Here is a 20,250-nt window from a genome sequence, read left to right on the forward strand (position 1 = left end):
ATTCAAAGCTAATATACAAATAAAGTAAATTACAACTCAGTCATAAATTTCTACAGTTCAGTTATTATATATTTTTTAACGCTGAATGTTAAAATACATTTGCTTCAATAAAAACCAATGTTATGAAAACCAAGTTATTTTTTACAATTACTTTTTTACTTTTTACCGTTTTTATTTTTGCTCAAAATACGATTTCTGGAAAAGTGCTTGACCAAAAAGGAAGACCAGTTCAAGGCGCTAATATTTACCTAGACGGAACATATGACGGAGCAACTAGCTCTGCAACGGGTGAGTTTTCTTTTGAAACAAGTGCGACTGGAAATCAATTTCTTGTAGTGAGTTTTTTGCTTTTTGAAACCTATAAAAAAGAAATTGATGTTACTAATTATAAAGAGCAAACGGTTAAACTTAGAGAAAATATAAATACACTTGATGCCGTTGTAATCACAGCAGGAACTTTAGAATCTGGAGATAAAGCAAGAGTTTCAGTTTTAAAGCCTTTAGATATTGTAACAACGGCGGGTTCAGCTGGAAATATCATTGCGGCTTTGCAGACTTTACCAGGAACACAATCTGTGGGTGAAGACGGGCGTTTGTTTGTTCGTGGTGGAGAAGCAAACGAAACACAGACTTTTGTAGACGGAATTAGGGTTGCACAGCCTTATGGCGCAACAACAAATAATTTGCCAACTCGAAGCCGATTTTCTCCTTTTTTGTTTAGCGGAATCTCTTTTTCGACTGGAGGTTATTCTGCAGAATATGGTGAAGCATTATCAAGTGTTTTGCTTTTAAATACGCAAGATGAAGTAGATCATAATAAAACAGATATTGGTTTAATGACTGTAGGTTTGAGTTTAGGACATACTCAAAAAATGAAAAAGAGTTCGTTGAGTGTAAACATGGCTTATATAAACTTAGCTCCATATCAGGCGGTAATTCCTCAAAATGTAGATTGGAATAATCCGTATCAGTCTCTTGGAGGTGAAACGGTTTACAGATATAATTTTACAAACGGAATCTTTAAACTTTATGCCGCTTTTGATTCAGAGAAATTTGATTTGAATCAGAAAAATATCAATTTCGAGAATCCTATTAGAACAGATTTGAATAACAATAATTTTTATTTGAATTCTTCTTACAAAGGAACTTTTGGAACTGGATGGCAGCTAACTACAGGAATTAGTTACGGATACAGTAAAAACAAAACAAAATATGATATAAATGATATTGATGCAGATGAAAATGCCGCGCAATTGAAATTGAAGTTTGGTAAAAAAGTTTCGAATTATTTTAAAGTATCTTTTGGAGCGGATTATTTCATTACAAAATTCGATGAAAATTTTAATGACAATATTTCAATCGATGTTACAAACGGATATGATTCAAACATTTTTGCTGCTTATACAGAAGGAGATATTTTATTTTCTAAAAGGTTAGCAATGAAAGTTGGTTTAAGATATTCAAACAACAGTTTATTAAATGAAAATAATATTGCGCCAAGAGCTTCAATTGCCTACAAGTTTTCAAAAACCAGCCAGCTTTCATTTGCTTACGGAGATTTTTCGCAAACACCAGTTGTAGATTATATTAAATATTCAAAATACCATCAGTTTGAAAGCGAAAAAGCAAGTCATTATATTTTGAATTATCAATTTACAAAACCGGGACAGATTTTTAGAGCAGATCTTTATTATAAAGATTATAGAAATTTAGTTCAATACGATACAAAAGATATTAGATACAATTCAGTATTCAATAATAACGGTTCAGGTTATGCAAAAGGTTTAGAATTATATTGGAGAGACAGTAATTTGTACAAAAACTTAGAATATTGGATTTCGTATTCTTATATCGATTCTGAGCGACAATACAAGAATTATCCAACAATGGCTACGCCAAGTTTTATTGCAAATCATACTTTATCTGTAGTAACAAAATATTTTATTACAGATTGGAAATCACAAATAGGTTTTACAAACAACTACAGTTCAGGACGCCCTTATAATGACCCGAATCAGACACAATTTATGAGCGGAAAAACAAAGTCATACAATAGTTTGAGTTTCAACTGGGCTTATATATTAACAACACAAAAAATCCTTTATTTCTCCGTTTCGAACGTTTTAGGAACACAGAATGTTTTTGGATATGATTATGCAAAATTACCAGATCCAAACGGAGTGTATCAAAGACAAGCCGTAGTGCCAACCGCAGATCGATTTTTCTTTTTAGGTTTCTTTTGGACGATTAGCCAAAATAAAAATGAGAATCAGTTGAAGAACTTATAATTTGAGGTTCAGAGTTACAAAGGATCAAAGGTTCAGAGTCTTCTAAAATGTAAAAAACCGTTGTTGCTTTGAGTTCAAAAAAGGAAAAACTTTGCCCCTTTGCTGCTATGAACCTTTGAACCTCAAGAAAGAAACAATTCAGCAGCAAAAATCAACAACTCAGTATCATTTAATTTTAAAACAGTAAAATCCAACATACTTTTGAAGTGTAAATTAAAAGGAACAAGGAAGCAAAGAAGTAAAGCGACAAAGGTTCAATGTTTTTAAAATATAATAATGAGAAAATCAAACCTTTGAGCCTTTGCAACTCTGAAGCTTTGAACCTAAAAAAAAGAGTTTTAATCATTAACAAAAATTTAGAACCGTATTAACTAAAAAAAAAAGAAATCATGACCAAGATTATTACGATTATCACATTATTTATCTGCAGCTTATTATCTGCGCAAACACAGTTTGAACAAGGAATGACAAAAGCTTTCGGGCTTTGGAAAGAAGGAAAAAATGCTGATGCTTCGGCATTGTTTGAAAGAATTGCAGCGGCCGAAAAAAATAGTTATCTGCCAAATTATTATGTCGCTTTAATCAACACGACATCGGCTTTTAGCGAAAAAGATAAAACTAAAATAGATTTATTGTTAACAAAAGCGCAAGATGCTGTTGATGCTGAAATGTTAAAAGATCTAAACAATTCAGAGTTGTACGTAATGCAAGCATTAATTTACACGGCTTATGTAGCGTCTGATCCAATGACAAACGGAATGAAGTATTCGGCTAAAGTGATGGAAGCTTATGCAACTGCTAAAGCATTAGATCCAAATAATCCGAGAGCTGTTTTTGGCGAAGCTGATTATCAGTTGGGAGGAGCAAAATGGACAGGGGTTGATACAAAACCACTTTGCGAACAAGTTAACAGATCTATCGAACTTTTTGGTACTTTTAAGCCTGAAACGCCTTTTTCTCCTAAATGGGGTTTAGAAAGAGCGTTGGAAATTCAAAAAACGTGTAAATAAAAAATAGTAATAAATTAAGTTAATTATAATGAAAGACCATAGAAATGCATTTGCTGATTTGAAAAGTGGAACCATAGTGTGTTTCAAGATTTCTATGATCTTTACAGTAATATTCTGCGCTCTTTTAGGTACTGATTTAAATCTAAAAAATGTTGTACTAACATTTCTTTTAAGCTGTCTTTATTCGTTTGGACTTGGTTTTGGAAATGGGTTTATCAGTGTTCTCTTAGATCGAAAATGGGATTGGCTGGAACAGACTAATTTAAGAGTATATTACGGAATTTTAGTAACTGTTTTATATACAGTTCCTGCAGTGTTAGGAATTAATTATATCATTTTTGTTGTCGTGCAGAAGCTTCCTATAGATCAGTTTTTTGGCAATAGAATGATTTGGAATCATGTTTTTTATATTGTTTTATCATTTGGAGTTTCTACTTTCATGCAAGCCAGAAGTTTTATGGTAAAATGGAAACAAGCTTCTAAAATTGAAATAACGCAGCAAAAAATTATTGCAGGAACGGCAAATGCACAATTTGAGAGTTTAAAAAATCAGATCGATCCGCATTTTCTGTTCAACAGTTTAAATGTTTTAAGTTCCTTGATCGAAGAAAATCCTGATAATGCACAGCGTTTTACGACTTCTTTGTCAAAAATTTACCGCTATGTTTTAGAGCAGAAAGATAAAGAATTGGTTTCTGTAGAAGATGAATTATCATTTGCAAAAACCTATATGAATCTGTTGAAAATGCGTTTTGAGAATAGTTTATTCTACGAATTGCCAGCCGAGAACATAAATCCAGACGCAAAGGTAGTTCCGCTTTCACTACAGCTTTTGCTTGAAAATACAGTAAAACATAATGTTGTAAGTGAGCAAAAACCACTTCATATTCGAATTTTCATTGATGGAGATTACTTAGCAATTCAAAATGATCTTCAGAAAAAAGAAGTTCTTCAGGACAGGCAAGGAGTTGGATTACAGAATATTGTAAATCGATATGCAATCGTGACCAACAGAAATGTGATGATCGAACAAGATGAGAAAAATTTCACGGTTAAGATTCCAATTTTAACAAAACAAATTAATGTTATGGAAACAAATGCAGATTATAACGATGAAACTAAAGCTTATTTTAGAGCTAAAAAAAGAGTAGAAGAATTAAAAGGGTTTTATGGAAATGTAATTTCATATTGCTGTGTAATTCCAATATTAGCTTTTGTTAATTTAAGATATTCACCAGGATTTCAATGGTTTTGGTTTTCAGCTTTAGGCTGGGGATTTGGAGTTGTAATGCATGCTTTTAAAGTATATGGTTACAGCACAGGTTGGGAGGAAAGAAAGATTAGAGAGATTTTAGAGAAAGAAAAAAACAAGCAAACTTGGAAATAATCATGAAGCCAAATTATACAGAAGCGGAACGCTATTACCAGGCTCAGAAAAAAGTAAAAGAAATTAGAGGATTTTATGAGCATTTGGCAGTTTTTATTTTCGTAACCATAGTTTTAGTTGTTATCAACCTTGTGACTTCACCAGAATATTTATGGTTCATTTGGTGTATTGGAGGCTGGGGGATAGGAGTGGTTTTTCATGGATTGAAAGTTTTTGGATACTCGCCGTTTTTTAATAAAGAATGGGAAGAGCGAAAGATTCAAGAAATTTTAGAAAAAGATAAAAATCAAAAAACTTCAAACTAAAGATGAAAACGAATTATAATAGTGATCAGGAAGAATATGAATTACAGCAGTTAGCCAGCAAAAAGGTTGTAAAGCTTAAATCATTTTATATTCATTCAATTTTTTACATTATAGCGCTGGTACTTTTTGTTTTAAAAGAGTATTATAAATTGCCTTTGGATGTGTTTCCTGCTAAATTTTTAAATGGAGTTGTAATGATTCTTTGGTCAACCGTATTTTTTGGTTCAGCGATTGATTTATTTGTCTCTGCTAAAATTTTTGGAGATAAATGGGAGAAACGTAAAATGGAAAGTATTTTAGAAAAAAGAGAAAAAAAACAAAAATGGGAGTAATCATGGAAATGAAATATAGTGAAGAGGATAAATATTTTTTGGCTAAAAAGAAAGTCGGAGATATTAAAGGATTTTATGGAAACTTGGCATCTTATGTATTTGTAAATGCAATTTTGATTTTCGTTAATTTGTACACATCACCAGAATATTTATGGTTTTTTTGGCCTTTGTTGTGGTGGGGAATTGGAGTAGTTTTTCATGGATTAAGGGTTTTTGAAGTATTTCCAGCTTTAGGAAAAGACTGGGAAGAAAGAAAAATCAAAGAGTTTATGGAAAAGGAAAAATCGAATAAAAGTAAATGGCAATAATTTTTAAATCAAAATAAAATGGGACGATTTAGAAGACGTATGTATGAAGAATACGGAGATGAATTTAGTACAGATGAAAACTTTAATGCTGCCTATAGAAAGGTAAGAAGAATAAAAGGATTTTATTCGCATCTTAAGGTTTACATTATAGTAAATATTATTATCATTATTTCAAATTTGAATAATGGTTTTATAGGCAATCGTATCGAAATTAGAGGCTTTCGAGATTGGGAAGTTTATTCAACCGCATTTTATTGGGGGATAGCTTTAGCCATTCATGCTTTTACTGTTTTTGGCCCGGATATTTTTTTTAATAAAGATTGGGAAGATAGAAAAATCCAAAAATATATGGAAAAAGAAGCTCAGAATAAGAAAAAATGGGAGTAATTTTAACTTGTATATTTTAAACTTTGTATTGTATTAAATGACCACATTAATTATAGAAGACGAAAAACCAGCTGCACGTTTATTGCAGCGAAAACTTGAAAAATTAGATATAACTGTAAAAACAATGCTGCATTCTGTAGAAGAATCACTTCATTGGTTTACAAATAATGAACATCCAGATTTGATTTTTCTGGATATTCAGTTATCAGATGGTTTATCGTTTGAGATTTTTGAAAAAATAAATATTCAAAGCGCCATAATTTTTACCACCGCTTATGATGAGTATGCTTTGAAAGCTTTTAAACTAAATAGTATTGATTATCTTTTGAAACCAATTGATGAAGATGATCTAGAGGCCGCAGTAGTAAAGTATAAAGCACGAATGCCTAAAGTTGATGAGGGAAATCATAATCTGCAGCTAGACTTTGAGCAGATACGTCAAATGCTGTCAAATCCTTTTGAAAAGAGTTTCAAAAAGAGATTTACCGTTAAAATAGGACAGCACTTAAAAGTAATAATGACAGAAGAAATTGAATGTTTTTTTAGCGAAAATAAAGGAACCTATATACATACTTTTGATAATCGAAACTACTTAATCGATTCGACTTTAGAAATTTTAGAACAGGAACTAGATAAAAAGGATTTCTTTCGCGTAAGCAGAAAATTTATTGTACCGCTGCAGGCAATTAAAGAAATTCAGGTATATACAAATTCTCGTTTGAAAGTTATTTTACCAACTTACAAAGAAGATGAGGTAATAGTAAGCCGAGAAAAAGTGCAGGATTTTAAGAGCTGGCTGGGGTAATAGATTTAAATTTTATCAAATGTTCCACCAGAACGTATGTGTTTATGATTAACATATCTGACGGATTGAAATCCGTCTCTACAATATAGATCGTTCCTTCGGAACTTTTCGTGACGTATGATTATTCCATATAAAGGGCCGTAGGCTCGATTCATTTTGCAGGGCCAGATTTTAATCCAGTTTAACGAAACGTAAATTTTCAAACGAATATTGACCAAAATACATAAAATAAAAAAAGAGCCGACAATTTCAGCTCATTTTTTATTTTATTCAAAACATTATTTACTCAATCGATGCAATGTAAAAGTCATAGCACTTAAAAGGAAAAATGCCATAATCTGATGAATTAATCCTAAAGCCAAAGGCACGCTGTATAATAAAGTGAAAACTCCTAGAAGAAACTGTATAAATACAAATACCACCAAAGTTTTAATTCCGTTTGATTGTGTATTAGTAAGCGTATATTTTTTACTTCTAAAATATAGGAAAAGTATAATCGCAACTACTACGTAAGCAAAAGTTCTGTGTACAAATTGAACACCACTTTTACCTTCAATTAAATTTTTTATTAAACTTGATTGTTCAATAAGAACAGATTCATGCATAAATTCTCCGTCACTCATTAAAGGCCAGTGATTGTGAATTAATCCTGCATTTAATCCAGCAACAAACCCGCCATAAATAATTTGAATTAATAAAGCCGCCAAAGCATAACGTGCAATAGTACGCAACGGTAATATTTTGTTGATATTTCTTTCTGGATAAATCAAATCCAGCGCCACCCAAAGTGTATAAGCAAAAGTTATAAAAGCAAAAGTTAAATGCAGCGAAAGTCTAAAATGACTTACATCTGGATTGTCGATTAAACCGCTTCTAACCATAAACCATCCAAGAAAACCTTGAAAACCGCCCATTGCCAAAAGTACGATACACTTTTTAATCGTTGCTGTATCTAATTTCTTTTTGATTAAGAAATAAACAAAAGGAACAAAAAATACTAAACCAATAATACGACCGATGAAACGGTGAAACCATTCCCAGAAATAAATAAACTTATAGTCTGAAAGCTGAAAATCATTGTGTATATTAATCTTTTGATATTCAGGAAACTTCTTGTACTGCTCAAAAGCCTCATTCCATTTGGCTTCCGTTAAAGGCGGGAAAGTATCGGTTACCAAATGCCAATCCGTCATTGATAAACCTGAATTGGTCAGACGTGTGATACCGCCTACAACAACCATTAAAAACAATAAAACACAGCCTGAAAGCAACCAAATGATTACTGATTTATTCTCTTTTTTCATTTTATTAAATACTTATTCTTATACTTTTTTTAAGCCCATTTTTTCGGCTCTTTTAATTACAAAATCGTAAGCCGCCTGATATTCATTCGGAATGTCGCCTTCTAGAATTGCTTCTTTCACCGCTTCTTTCAAAACTCCAATTTCACGTGATGGCTGTAAATTGAAAATTGCCATAATTTCTTCACCGGAAATTGGCGGTTGAAAATTACGAACATGATCGCGCTCTTCCACTTCTACAATTTTCTTGCGAACGATCTCAAAGTTTTTATGATATTTCTTGAATTTCGATGGGTTTTTGGTTGTAATATCAGCCTCGCACAAAGTCATTAAATTCTCGACATCTTCGCCGGCATCAAAAACTAAACGACGAACTGCACTGTCGGTAACAATATCCTGTGCCAAAACAATTGGACGAGAACTCATAATAACCATTTTTTGAACAAATTTCATTTTATGGTTCAAAGGCATGTGCAGGCGTTCGAAGATTTTCTTCGCCATTTTTCCGCCCAAAAATTCATGTCCATGAAAAGTCCAGCCTTGCTTTTTGCTGAAACGTTTTGTTGGCGCTTTTCCAATATCATGTAATAATGCCGACCAGCGCAGCCAGACATCATCTGTATTTGGACAAATATTATCAACTACTTCAAGCGTATGATAAAAGTTGTTTTTATGTGTATGACCTTCTATTTCTTCAACCTGATTCAGTGCCGTTAGTTCAGGTAAAATCAAATCTAAAAGTCCCGTTTTGTATAAAAGTAAAAATCCAGTTGAAGGTTTATCTGTCGAAAGAATTTTATTTAATTCGTCAACAATTCTCTCGCCCGAAATAATTTTAATACGATCAGCATTTTTGGTAATTGCATTCAATGAATTTTCTTCAATCTCAAAATTCAATTGTGTTGCAAAACGAATCGCGCGAAGCATTCGAAGCGGATCATCAGAATAAGTAATATCCGGATCCAAGGGAGTTTTTATCGTTTTATTTTCTAAATCTTTTAAGCCGTCAAAAGGATCTAAAAGATCTCCAAAATTGTTTTCGTTTAAAGATAAAGCCAATGCATTGATTGTAAAATCACGACGGTTTTGATCATCCTGAAGTGTTCCGTTTTCTACAATCGGATTTCGGCTGTCGAAATTATAAGATTCTTTTCGGGCGCCGACAAATTCAATATCAGTATCTTCAAAACGCAGCATTGCAGTTCCATAAGTTTTAAAAACCTGAACCTTTGGTTTGTTAGGAAGTAATTCAGAAACTTTTAAAGCCAATTCGATTCCGCTGCCAACCGCTACAACATCAATATCTTTTTTAGAACCTCGATTTAAAAGTAAATCTCTAACAAAACCGCCAATAACATAACTGTCAACATTTAGTTCCTGAGACGCTTTCGAGATGATATCGAAAATTTTATTTTGTAAAGCTGTTTTATAATTTGTTTGTATAGCCACGAATTCACTAATTTTTGAATAAAAACACATTTCAAATTTCTAAGAAATGAAACGCATGCAAATTTACAACATAGAAAATGCCTATTACAATCTATCGCTCACTTTTTTGAACAATTTCACATTTTGTAGTGCCGATTTTTATGAATTGGGAAAGGTTTGCTACAAATCACACTAATTTCCACGAATTATTTTTCTTTTACGCAGATTGTGAAGATTTTTTGCCACAGATTAAAAAGATTTACACAGATTTTTTTAATCCTTTTAATCCTGTAATCTGTGGCTCAAAAAAAGATAATTCGTGGAAATTAGTGCAATTGCTTCGCCAGTTCGCTATCGCTCGGGTCGTGGCGAAAAAAATTATACCTCCATAAAACAAATCAATTGCGATAATCAATTTTTAGAAATGCAATTTGTATTTTTGAATCATACAAAAAAGCACAAATGAAAATAGTTATATCGCCAGCGAAGTCTTTAAATTTTGAAAAAGAATTACCAACTTCTCAATATACAGAACCATCATTTTTAAAAGAAGCAAGAGTGGTTCATAAAGTTGTTAAACAAAAAAAGCCTGCCGAATTATCGGAGCTAATGTCAATTTCAAGCAAACTTGCCGATTTAAACTGGAAACGAAATCAAGAATGGAAAACCCCTTTTACGCCTGAAAATGCACGTCCTGCGGTTTTTACTTTTGACGGAGATGTTTACACTGGTTTAGACGCTTATACAATACCATTAGAAAAATTAGAGGTACTTCAAGATAAACTTAGAATCTTATCTGGACTTTACGGGCTTTTAAAACCGCTTGATTTAATGCAGGCGTATCGTTTAGAAATGGGAACAAAAATGCCGGTTGGTGAATATAAAAATCTTCATGAGTTTTGGAAACCTGTGGTTACAAAAGCTTTAAATAAAGAATTGAAAAAAGACGAATTGTTCGTGAATTTAGCAAGTAATGAATATTTTTCGGCAGTTGATGTAAAAGCTTTGAAAGTTCCTGTAATTACACCAGATTTTAAAGATTATAAAGATGGGAAATTAAAAATGATCAGTTTCTTTGCAAAAAAGGCGAGAGGCATGATGGTACGTTATATAATTGATACCAATGCAGAAACTATCGATGACTTAAAAGGGTTTAATTACGAAGGATATCAGTTTGATGCTAATCTTTCAAAAGGAAATCACTTGGTTTTTACAAGGTAGGTTTTATAGGGACAAAGGTTCAAAGATACAAAGGTTCAGAGGTTTTTTTAGGTTCTCAGTAGCTAAGAAGCTATCTCAATAGCTATAGGGACTAAGGTCTTCTACTAGAGAACCGAAGGCTCGGAACATATTGTAGGCAGGGATTTCAATCCCTGCAGATTATAAGATAAATGAAAGAAAAAAATAAACGCCGAATTCTAAATGATGAATTCGGCGTTTCTGCGTATTATAAAATTATTATTATTAATGCATTGCGTCGGCTGCACTAATTTTGTTCTTCCCTTTTTTGATAAAGAGAATAATCGGTATACAACATAAAAACATGACTCCAAGATACAAGAAAATATCCATGTACGCCATTACGGTACTTTGCTTCATTACTGAATATTCTATAGCTTGATACGCTTTCTTTAAAGCAACATCTGCGCTGTATCCTTTTGCCATAAAAGCGTGCTGCATTCCTGCAATACGTTGCTGCACATCATATTTTGCAGGATCTAAATTGTTAATTAGATCTACTCTGTGTGTCTGACTAAAACGTGTGATAAAAGTGGTAATAATCGCAATACCAAAAGATCCACCCAATTGACGCATCATCCCAGTAAATGCAGCTCCTTCACCAATATGTTTTCCTTTTAAAGTCGAAAGCGAAAGTGTGGTAATAGGAACGAAAAGTAATCCTAAACCAATTCCTCTTAAAATTAAAGGCCAGTACATATGTTCAACACCAGTGTCTGGAGTCATACGGCTGTACATCATAAAGGTAAACAAGAAGAAAATAAAGAATCCTACTCCCACCATATACCCTTGAGGAACACCTTTCTGAATCATATTACCTACAAATGGCATCATAAGAGCTGTGGTAATAGATCCTGGAATTAATAATAATCCTGCATCAGTAGCTGTCCATCCTAAAATCGACTGCGTATAAATAGGAATAATTAAAGTTGATCCGTACAAACCAAAACCAAGAATAAAACACATTACAGTTCCAATTCTTAAATTCCCATCTTTTAAAACACTTAAGTTTACGATTGGATATTTATAGGTTAGCTCTCTCCAAATAAATAATATTAATCCAAGAACTGTAACAACACTTAAAGTTACAATAAGTGGATCATTAAACCAGTCATCTTGCTGTCCGTGTTCTAGTACGAATTGTAAAGAACCAATAAAGGCACTCAACAAAATAATTCCCCACCAGTCAACCTGATTGGCTTTCAATTTTTCGCCATACTTCGGACTTCTCACAAAAGTTATAGCCAAAATAGTAGCGATAATCCCTAACGGAATATTGATATAGAAAATATAAGGCCAAGAATAATTATCTACCAAATAACCTCCCAAAGGCGGTCCAAGAGTAGGTCCAACAATTACACCCATTCCATAAATAGCTTGTGCCATTCCACGTTTTGCAACTGGATAACTTTCGGTAATAATCGTTTGAGCTGTTACTAGTAGTGCTCCTCCGCCCATACCTTGTACGAATCGGAAAGCTACAAGTTCCCAAATATTGGTGGCATTACCACACAAAAAAGAACAGACCGTAAATATAATGATAGAAGCCACAAAATAATTACGTCTTCCAAATTGCTGTGATAGCCAGCTTGTCATCGGTATTACAATAACATTCGCAATTGCGTATGCTGTAATTACCCACGCCACATCAGTCAAGGTAGCACCAAGACTTCCGCGCATGTCTGTCAGCGCTACGTTTACAATCGTCGTGTCAACAATTTCCAACAGTGCACAAAGTACTGCCGTAATCGTAATGATAACACGTCTATAACCGTATTCTACTAAATCGTCGTCTGCTTGTACTGCTCCTGCCATGTTTTATTTTAAATGTACGTCTACGTCAACATTCATTCCTGGTCTTAAAAGTTTTACTTTTTCAGGATCGTTTGATTCATCTAAACTAATTTTTACTGGTAATCTCTGAATTGTTTTTACGAAGTTTCCTGTAGCATTATCAGGAGGTAATAATGAAAAACGAGATCCTGTTGCTGGAGAGAAAGAAGTTACTGTACCTTTAAATTCATAGTTAGGGTAAGCATCAACTTTTAAACTCACTTTTTGACCCACAATCATTTTGTTTAATTGTGTTTCTTTAAAGTTTGCTACAACCCAAGCTTCGTTATTATTGATAATGTAAAACAAAGATTGTCCCGGTTGTACCAATTGCCCCGGCTGAATATCAACTTTTGAAACCTGACCATCAATTGCAGCAGTAACTACTGTATAAGAAAGGTTCAAGTGAGCAACATCAAGCATTGTTTTTGCTTTTTTAATGTTTGCAGCAGCAACTTCTGTTTGTTTATCAGAAGCTTTAGATTTAGATTCAATTACCGATTTTTGGTAAGAACTTGCTCTTTGTTGTTGTTGTAAAACACGTACTTGATTTTCTGCTTCTTCCTTTGCAGTCAAAGCTTGCTCATATTGTTGTTTTGTAATAGTATGTGTTTTATACAAATTATTATAACGGTTATAATCGTTTGTAAGTTGTCTCAATCTAATTTTTGCGCTTTCGATAGAACCGCTAGCCGATTTCATGTTGGCATCAGAAACAGAAATACTTGCATATGCACTTCCTATATCTGCTTTTGCAGCTTCGTATTGTCCTTCAGCTCCTAACAAAGCAGCGTTTGCTTCATCAATTTTTAATTGATAGTCTCTCTTATCGATAGTAAATAAAGTATCTCCTTTTTTTACATAATCATTATCTTTCACATAAACTTTGCTGATATATCCTGAAACTCTCGGAATAATCGGGTTCATTTTTTTCTCGATTTGAGCATCATCTGTTTCTTCGTGAGCTTGTGAGTGAATATATTTTGATATTCCATACGTTCCGCCCACTAAAACCAATACGGTTAGTATGATGATGAATTTTTTATTTGTCTTTTTCTTTTCCATGAGAGCTGTCGATTATATTTTAGAAAGATTGAATGATTGTGATAATTGTCCTGATACTGAAAGTAATTCGTAATATTTTTGAATAATTGCTGCTTTAGAAACAGCGGTGTTAATTTTGGCACTTAATTGCTCAACATCAGCTTCAACCAAATCATTGGTATCTGCTAAACCATTGTCGAACTTATCCTTTACAAGTCTGTAGTTTTCCGCAGCCTGCTGTAATGCCTCATTATAAACCACACTTTGATTGATCGCTAAATCATAATCTTCAATAGATTTTTGAACTTCTACCTTAATACGATCAGTCATAATTGCCTCAGTATTTTTTACTTCTAGAGCTCTGCTTTCAGCTTCCTTAACGTGTGCGCTGTTTTTTAAGATTCCTGATAAATCATACGATAAACCTAATCCAAAGTTCATAGCGTATTTTACCGTTATAATATCTTTAAGATCAAAAGCAGTGTAACCTCCAAGTAAAGAAATAGAAGGATAATATCCCGCTTTTGCTACTCTAATACTTGCTTCAGAAGCTTTTTGCTGCAAACGAACAGCCTCAAGATCTTTTCTACTCTCCAAAGCAATTGCATCAGATGTTGGTGCATTGTTTGTTTTTAAATTAAAGAAATCATCCTCATTAACCTGAAGTTTTGTTTCTGGAGCTAATTTCAATAAAGTGGTCAGATAAAAATTGATGTTGTTTAAGTTGTTTGTAGCTTCATCAATAGATAATTGTGTTTTTGAAACTAATAACTGTGCTTTCAACAAATCGTTTCTCGGAATAATTCCGTTTTTCTCCAATTCAATAAAATCAGTAACACGCTGTTTCGCACTTTTTTGATTCTCATTTAAAACATCAAGTGTTTTTTGAGCTTTGTATAATGCCGTGTAATAAGTGATTACTCTTAATGCAACATCTTCTTTAGTTTTTGCTGCATTGGCAGTTTCCGCTTCGTATAAGTTATCGTAAGCATCAATACTGCTTTGAATTTTGAATCCTGCAAAAATAGGTAAACTCAAGTTCGCCATTCCAAGCATTGCACGATCAGGAGATGCTAAAGAAGCACTTTTATCCTGATTAGGCATATCAATAGATGCTTTTGTAAGACGCTGATATTGACCAGAAACTTTTAAATCAGGATATTGATTGTTTTTTACGGCTGTAAGCTCGTGTTTTTTTGTGTTTACCTTAGTATTGGCAAGCGTAACTTCGTTGCTTTTTTCCCAAGCCATTTTTACGGCTTCGTCTAAGGTTAAACTTGTTTTTTCTTGTGCTTCTATTGAAGATATTCCGATAAAGAATACTCCAAAGAGCATTAATTGACTAATTTTCATAAACAAGTAGCGCTTTTATAGTTTGTTGAATGTGCTTTGTGAGACTGGTTTTAATGTAATCATTGTACAATGCTTCGGTGTTTAAGTTTAGTAACTCTACGAAGAAAGGTTTATTCATATGAAAGTGAAAATACGTTCCTATGATCGTTGGCGTAATAAGCGGAATGATTACATCTTTCCTAAAAACCCCTTTTTCCTGACCTTGAGTAATAATACTCTCAACAGATTTTAGATTCCCTTTTTTTAATTCTGTAAATGCAATAAAACTTTTTTCTCTTTTTTTTGCGTTAATTTCAAAATGTAAAACTCTGAAAATCCCTTTGTTACAACTGATTCTGTTAATGTAAATTTCGATTAATTTATTGACTTTTTCAATCGGTTCCAGATTTTCTTGTAATAAATTTTCGAGTTGTAATTTTAAATCAGAAGTTTTGTAAATAATTAAAGATTCTAGTAATCTTTCTTTGGACCCAAAATAATACGAAATCATTGCAATGTTGATTTTTGCTTCTTTCGAAATATCCCGTATTGACGTCCCTTCAAATCCTTTTTCAGAAAACAACCTTTCGGCAACGTTTAGAATCTGAATTTTTTTATCGTTTAGTTCGATGTGTGACATGATGTTGTTTCTAATCGAATGCAAAATTAAACACTTGTTTAAATTAAACACTTGTTTAATTTTGTTTTAACATAATATTAACGTAAAATAGATTTTCGATTTAGTACAAAAAAAAGCTGAAACACCAAGTGTTTCAGCTCTATAGTTCTGTTTTGTCATTTCGACGAAGGAGAAATCTTCGCAAGTAGCTCCGCAATCAAAAGTTTTAATCTTTGTCGATTCTGCAACGGAGATTCTTCGTTCCTCAGAATGACAAACTATATGTTTATTGTATACAATTTATCGAATCTCTCCAACAAATTCTGCAATTTTCCCACTGCCTTTTTCGCTTAAATGCTTGATAAAAGCACTTCCAATAATAGCTCCTTTTGCATATTTGGTTGCTTGATTGAAAGTTTCTTTATTCGAAATTCCAAAACCTACGATTTGCGGGTTTTTTAAATTCATGTTTGCAATTCTTTCAAAATAACTTTCCTGAACATTTCCAAAACCAGATTGAGAACCTGTAACGCTTGCAGAACTTACCATGTAAATAAATCCGTTTGAAACGCTGTCGATAAAGCGAATGCGTTCTTCCGAAGTTTGTGGTGTAATCAAGAATACGTTAAGCAATCCGTATTTTTCGAAAATTGCTTTGTATTCATCAGCATAAACATCAACAGGTAAATCAGGAATGATTAATCCGTCAATGCCAATTTCAGCACATTTTTTGCAAAAAGCTTCAACGCCGTATTGTAACATCGGATTAAAATATCCCATAATAATCAACGGGATTTTTACGCTTTCGCGGATGTTTTGCATCTGATCGAAAAGAATTTGAGTCGTCATTCCGTTATGCAGTGCTTGTGTCGAACTTGCCTGAATCGTTGGTCCGTCTGCTAAAGGATCGCTAAACGGAAGTCCAATTTCGATTAAGTCAACACCGTTTTTTTCTAAATCTTGAATAATCTGCACGGTATCATTTAAACTTGGATATCCAGCAGAAAAATAGATCGAAAGGATCTTTTTATCTTCTTGTAATTTTTGAGTTATTCTGTTCATTTTAATATCTTTTATTTCTTATGCAAGGTTTTCAGAACCTTGTAAGTATGTTAAGTTTTGTTCTGCCACAGATTAAAGGATTTTTACTGATTACTGTTGTAAATTACTTCACGCAGATTTAAATTGATTTAAGCAGATTAGGACAGATTTTTTTTAATGTTACCAATAAAATCTGCTTTAATCTGCTAAATCAGCGTGCAAAAAATCTTTTCAAATTTGTGTAATTTGTGGCATATGATTTAAATTTTTACAATCTTACTTGTCCAGTTATCATTGTTATTTTTCTCTTTCATAACCTGTAATCGACATTTCGGGAAAAGTGATTAATCGCGCTCCATTTTGAACTGCCAATTCAATTAGGTTATAATGATCCAGTAAATTAGTTTCAATATATCCTCGTGTTGGTTTTGTTTGCGGAGCAGCTAGAATCATTTTCTATTTTTACAACTGTTAGTTTTCTGTATAAACCCAAGCAGAAATTCCAGAGTTCAATGTTACTTTAACTCTTTTGTACGCATTCGATTCAAATAAATCTACTTTAGCTAAATCTGCAAGAGTAACATTAAAAACAACACCATGAATAACATCTGAAAGGCTTTCACTTGCTATTGCAACAACATAATCTGCCATTCCAAATTCTTCTTCAATTTTCAGGCTTTTTAATTTGTAGCCATTAAGCTGATCAGGAGTGCCAGTTAATAGTTTTCTAAAAACTCGCATCTGAATTTCTTTTGAACGTAATGTTCCGTAAGAGAATAACTGTTCCATAATTATTATTTTTCTCGTTGTTTGTCTGCGTTAAATATCTTTTAATCCGTTGCTGCGGAAAACGCTCCAAATTACGATTTTTATTACAATTTAAAATAATCAATATAATTATCTAAATCTTTATCACCGCGGCCTGAAAGACTGATTACTACAATATCTGTAGGTTTGAATTTCTTTTGGTCTAAAACGGCAAAGGCATGCGCACTTTCAATGGCAGGAATAATTCCTTCTAATTTTGTTAACTGTAAACCAGCGTTCATAGCATCGTCATCAGTAACAGAGAAAAATTCTCCACGTCCAGTTTGCGCCAAGTGTGCGTGCATAGGACCAACTCCTGGATAATCTAATCCTGCAGAAATAGAATATGGTTCTGTAATTTGTCCGTCTGGAGTTTGCATTAACAATGTTTTGCAACCATGAATAACACCAACTTTTCCTAACTTACTTGTGGCAGCACTGTGACCACTGTCAACACCCTTTCCAGCAGCTTCAACAGCAATAATGCCTACTTCTGGTTCATGCAAAAAGTGATAGTATGTTCCTGCCGCATTACTTCCTCCACCAATACAAGCCACTACATAATCAGGATTCTCACGTCCTTCTTTTTCTTTTAACTGCCATTTTATTTCCTCAGAAATTACACTTTGAAAACGCGTTACCATATCTGGATACGGATGAGGTCCAATTGCCGAACCAATAATGTAATGTGTATCAACAGGATTATTAATCCAATCACGAATAGCTTCGTTTGTGGCATCTTTTAAAGTTCTTGAACCCGAAAGTGCTGGACGAACTTCTGCGCCTAACATTTTCATACGAGCTACGTTTGGCGCTTGACGAGCAATATCTATTTCGCCCATATAAACAATGCATTCCATTCCCATTAAAGCACAAACTGTTGCTGTTGCAACTCCATGCTGACCAGCTCCCGTTTCGGCAATAATTCGTTTTTTGCCTAAACGTCTTGCAACTAATATCTGTCCGATGGTATTATTTACTTTGTGAGCACCGGTATGATTTAAGTCCTCTCTTTTTAAGTAAATTTTTGTGTTGTATTTTTCAGATAAACGATTCGCAAAATAAAGCGGACTTGGACGGCCAACATAATCTTTTAAAAGTTTATCAAACTCAGCTTTAAAGTCTGGTTCACTGGTAATTTTTAAGTAGTTTTGGCGTAATTCTTCTACATTTGGATATAGCATTTCTGGAATATAAGCTCCGCCAAATTCTCCGTAATATCCTTTTTCGTTAACGTTAAAATTCATTTTATTCCAATTTTAAAAGTTGGCAACATCAAATTTTCGTTTGAAATTGCTAAATAGATTTTTGTTTTTAAGCCCCGGTTCAATTTCAAATTTACTATTTACATCGACAGCATAAATAGGTAAATTTGTTTTTGAAATTTCTTCAATGGCTTTTAATTCGTTAATTCCGATTCCGCCGCTTAAAAAGAATGGCTTGTCCGAATTGTATTTTTTTAATATAGTCCAGTCGAATGTTGTTCCGTTTCCGCCCGGCAGCTTGCCTTTTGTGTCAAACAGAAAATAGTCAGCGACAGCTTCAAAAGGTTTTATAACTTCAAAATCGAAGTTTTCATCGGCCGAAAATACTTTTATGATTTCGATTTTATTTGGCAGTTGTTTTTTTAGTTCTGATAAAAAATCAACCGATTCATTTCCGTGTAACTGAACGGCTTGTAAATTGTATGTTGTTACTTTTTCTAGAATTTCTTCCTGACTTTGATTAACAAAAACACCCACTTTTTTGACTGTTTTTATTAGTTCAGGAATGGTTCCGTTAAAATATCGTGCGGACTTTTCCCAGAAAATAAATCCCATATAATCGGGCAGGAGCGCTCCAACTTCTAGAATGTTTTCGGGGTATTTCATACCGCATATTTTGAGTTTCATTTTTTTAAATGCTTTAAGCTTTAAGCTGTAGGCTTTAGGCTAAATTAGTAATGTTAAGAAGGCTTATAGCTTAAAGCCTACAGCTGTTTAATAAATTCAGTTGCCGCTTTTCCAGCGTTGTCAGTTTTCATGAAGTTTTCTCCAATTAAGAATCCTTTGTAACCGAAAGGTTTTAGTTCTTGAATGGCTTCGATTGACGAAATGCCGCTTTCAGAAACTTTTACAAAATCATTTGGAATTTGTGATGCCAGTTGTTTGCTGAAATCTAAGCTTACTTCAAATGTTTTTAGATTTCTATTGTTTACACCAATCATATCTAAAGTAGGCATGATTGATTTTTCTAATTCTTCCTGATTATGAACTTCTAGTAAAACTTCTAATCCTAGTTTTTTTGCAAATTCAGACAGCGATTTTATTTCTTCTCTTGTTAAAACTGCCGCGATTAATAAAATTAAATCGGCTCCGTGAGCTTTTGCTTCTAAAATTTGGTATTCATCGACAATAAACTCTTTTCGCAAAAGCGGAATATTGACACTCGCTCTTGCTAAAAGTAAATCGTCAAGTGAACCTCCAAAATATTTCCCGTCTGTTAAAACAGAAATTCCACAAGCTCCAGCATTTTCGTACCCTTTAACGACTTCTTCTACAGTAAAACTTTGATTTATAATTGATTTTGATGGAGAGCGACGTTTGTGTTCTGCAATAATTCCAGAATTGCTTTCTTTTAATTTTTGGCTAAGAGAAATTGTCTGTTTTCCAAAAAATACTGAAGCTTCCAATTGAGAAACCGGAATAATTGATTTCTTCAGTATAACTTCTCGTTTTTTGTCTAGTATGATTTTATCTAAAATATTCATTGTTGTTGTTTTGCCACGAAGTCACAAAGGCGCAA

21 protein-coding genes are annotated in these 20,250 nt (G+C 33.2%); 9 read left to right on the forward strand and 12 right to left on the reverse strand.

Translation table 11 applies throughout. The features are described 5' to 3' along the window. Positions 1-122 precede the first annotated feature (122 nt). The 8 genes from ACHRV0_RS06040 to ACHRV0_RS06075 all read left to right on the forward strand — a co-directional run bounded on the left by ACHRV0_RS06040 (position 123) and on the right by ACHRV0_RS06075 (position 6,822). Positions 123-2,288 (forward strand): TonB-dependent receptor domain-containing protein, encoded by a 2,166-nt coding sequence (locus ACHRV0_RS06040; RefSeq protein WP_395440211.1) that lies wholly within the window; start codon positions 123-125, stop codon positions 2,286-2,288. 389 nt (positions 2,289-2,677) lie between these two features. Next, positions 2,678-3,298, forward strand: a complete 621-nt coding sequence (locus ACHRV0_RS06045) for a hypothetical protein (RefSeq protein WP_129024263.1) — start codon at positions 2,678-2,680, stop codon at positions 3,296-3,298. A 28-nt stretch (positions 3,299-3,326) separates the two neighbouring features. After that, positions 3,327-4,685 carry a histidine kinase gene (locus ACHRV0_RS06050; protein ID WP_129024264.1) on the forward strand — a complete coding sequence of 453 codons (1,359 nt, stop codon included), beginning with the start codon at positions 3,327-3,329 and terminating at the stop codon, positions 4,683-4,685. Between the two features lie 2 nt (positions 4,686-4,687). Next, positions 4,688-4,990 carry a 2TM domain-containing protein gene (locus ACHRV0_RS06055; protein ID WP_129024265.1) on the forward strand — a complete coding sequence of 101 codons (303 nt, stop codon included), beginning with the start codon at positions 4,688-4,690 and terminating at the stop codon, positions 4,988-4,990. Positions 4,991-4,992: 2 nt separating this feature from the next. Continuing rightward, positions 4,993-5,322 carry a 2TM domain-containing protein gene (locus ACHRV0_RS06060; protein ID WP_129024266.1) on the forward strand — a complete coding sequence of 110 codons (330 nt, stop codon included), beginning with the start codon at positions 4,993-4,995 and terminating at the stop codon, positions 5,320-5,322. Between the two features lie 2 nt (positions 5,323-5,324). Beyond that, positions 5,325-5,630: a 2TM domain-containing protein gene (locus ACHRV0_RS06065; RefSeq protein WP_395440212.1), complete on the forward strand. Its 306-nt coding sequence runs from the start codon at positions 5,325-5,327 to the stop codon at positions 5,628-5,630. Between the two features lie 18 nt (positions 5,631-5,648). Continuing rightward, a complete protein-coding gene (locus tag ACHRV0_RS06070) occupies positions 5,649-6,017 on the forward strand; it encodes a 2TM domain-containing protein (RefSeq protein ID WP_089052985.1) in 369 nt (122 codons plus the stop codon). Between the two features lie 37 nt (positions 6,018-6,054). Next, positions 6,055-6,822 (forward strand): LytR/AlgR family response regulator transcription factor, encoded by a 768-nt coding sequence (locus tag ACHRV0_RS06075; protein WP_395440213.1) that lies wholly within the window; start codon positions 6,055-6,057, stop codon positions 6,820-6,822. 278 nt (positions 6,823-7,100) lie between these two features. Here the strand turns inward: ACHRV0_RS06075 and ACHRV0_RS06080 are convergent, their stop codons facing one another. After that, on the reverse strand, positions 7,101-8,126 hold the full coding sequence (locus tag ACHRV0_RS06080; RefSeq protein ID WP_089052987.1) for a COX15/CtaA family protein: 1,026 nt from the start codon (positions 8,124-8,126) through the stop codon (positions 7,101-7,103). 18 nt (positions 8,127-8,144) lie between these two features. Continuing rightward, positions 8,145-9,602, reverse strand: coding sequence for a CCA tRNA nucleotidyltransferase (locus ACHRV0_RS06085; protein WP_129024270.1), 1,458 nt, complete (start codon positions 9,600-9,602; stop codon positions 8,145-8,147). 411 nt (positions 9,603-10,013) lie between these two features. Between ACHRV0_RS06085 and yaaA the strand changes: the two genes are divergently transcribed. Next, entirely contained in the window at positions 10,014-10,772 is a 759-nt protein-coding gene (gene yaaA / locus ACHRV0_RS06090; RefSeq protein ID WP_089056188.1) for a peroxide stress protein YaaA, read from the forward strand. A 243-nt stretch (positions 10,773-11,015) separates the two neighbouring features. Here yaaA and ACHRV0_RS06095 read toward each other — a convergent pair whose 3' ends face one another. From ACHRV0_RS06095 to trpC, 10 genes are all read right to left on the reverse strand, one after another. Next, complete coding sequence (locus ACHRV0_RS06095; protein WP_129024272.1) at positions 11,016-12,605, reverse strand: MDR family MFS transporter; 1,590 nt, start codon at positions 12,603-12,605, stop codon at positions 11,016-11,018. Between the two features lie 3 nt (positions 12,606-12,608). Beyond that, a complete protein-coding gene (locus tag ACHRV0_RS06100; RefSeq protein ID WP_089052990.1) occupies positions 12,609-13,688 on the reverse strand; it encodes an HlyD family secretion protein in 1,080 nt (359 codons plus the stop codon). Positions 13,689-13,700: 12 nt separating this feature from the next. Then, positions 13,701-15,020 carry a TolC family protein gene (locus ACHRV0_RS06105; RefSeq protein WP_129024273.1) on the reverse strand — a complete coding sequence of 440 codons (1,320 nt, stop codon included), beginning with the start codon at positions 15,018-15,020 and terminating at the stop codon, positions 13,701-13,703. After that, positions 15,010-15,639, reverse strand: a complete 630-nt coding sequence (locus ACHRV0_RS06110) for a TetR/AcrR family transcriptional regulator (protein ID WP_089052992.1) — start codon at positions 15,637-15,639, stop codon at positions 15,010-15,012. Before ACHRV0_RS06110 ends, ACHRV0_RS06105 begins: the two co-directional genes overlap by 11 nt. A 279-nt stretch (positions 15,640-15,918) precedes the next feature. Beyond that, positions 15,919-16,680: a tryptophan synthase subunit alpha gene (gene trpA, locus ACHRV0_RS06115; protein ID WP_395440214.1), complete on the reverse strand. Its 762-nt coding sequence runs from the start codon at positions 16,678-16,680 to the stop codon at positions 15,919-15,921. 276 nt (positions 16,681-16,956) lie between these two features. After that, positions 16,957-17,112, reverse strand: coding sequence for a nitrilase-related carbon-nitrogen hydrolase (locus tag ACHRV0_RS06120; RefSeq protein WP_395440215.1), 156 nt, complete (start codon positions 17,110-17,112; stop codon positions 16,957-16,959). Positions 17,113-17,130: 18 nt separating this feature from the next. Further along, positions 17,131-17,448: a gamma-glutamylcyclotransferase family protein gene (locus ACHRV0_RS06125; protein ID WP_089052994.1), complete on the reverse strand. Its 318-nt coding sequence runs from the start codon at positions 17,446-17,448 to the stop codon at positions 17,131-17,133. An 83-nt stretch (positions 17,449-17,531) separates the two neighbouring features. Continuing rightward, complete coding sequence (trpB, locus tag ACHRV0_RS06130; protein ID WP_395440216.1) at positions 17,532-18,713, reverse strand: tryptophan synthase subunit beta; 1,182 nt, start codon at positions 18,711-18,713, stop codon at positions 17,532-17,534. Between the two features lie 12 nt (positions 18,714-18,725). Further along, positions 18,726-19,358, reverse strand: a complete 633-nt coding sequence (locus tag ACHRV0_RS06135; RefSeq protein ID WP_129024278.1) for a phosphoribosylanthranilate isomerase — start codon at positions 19,356-19,358, stop codon at positions 18,726-18,728. Positions 19,359-19,435: 77 nt separating this feature from the next. After that, positions 19,436-20,215 (reverse strand): indole-3-glycerol phosphate synthase TrpC, encoded by a 780-nt coding sequence (gene trpC / locus ACHRV0_RS06140; protein ID WP_395440217.1) that lies wholly within the window; start codon positions 20,213-20,215, stop codon positions 19,436-19,438. Between the last annotated feature and the right edge of the window lie 35 nt (positions 20,216-20,250).

This window comes from Flavobacterium sp. FlaQc-30, assembly GCF_044005885.1.
Taxonomy (GTDB): Bacteria; Bacteroidota; Bacteroidia; order Flavobacteriales; family Flavobacteriaceae; genus Flavobacterium.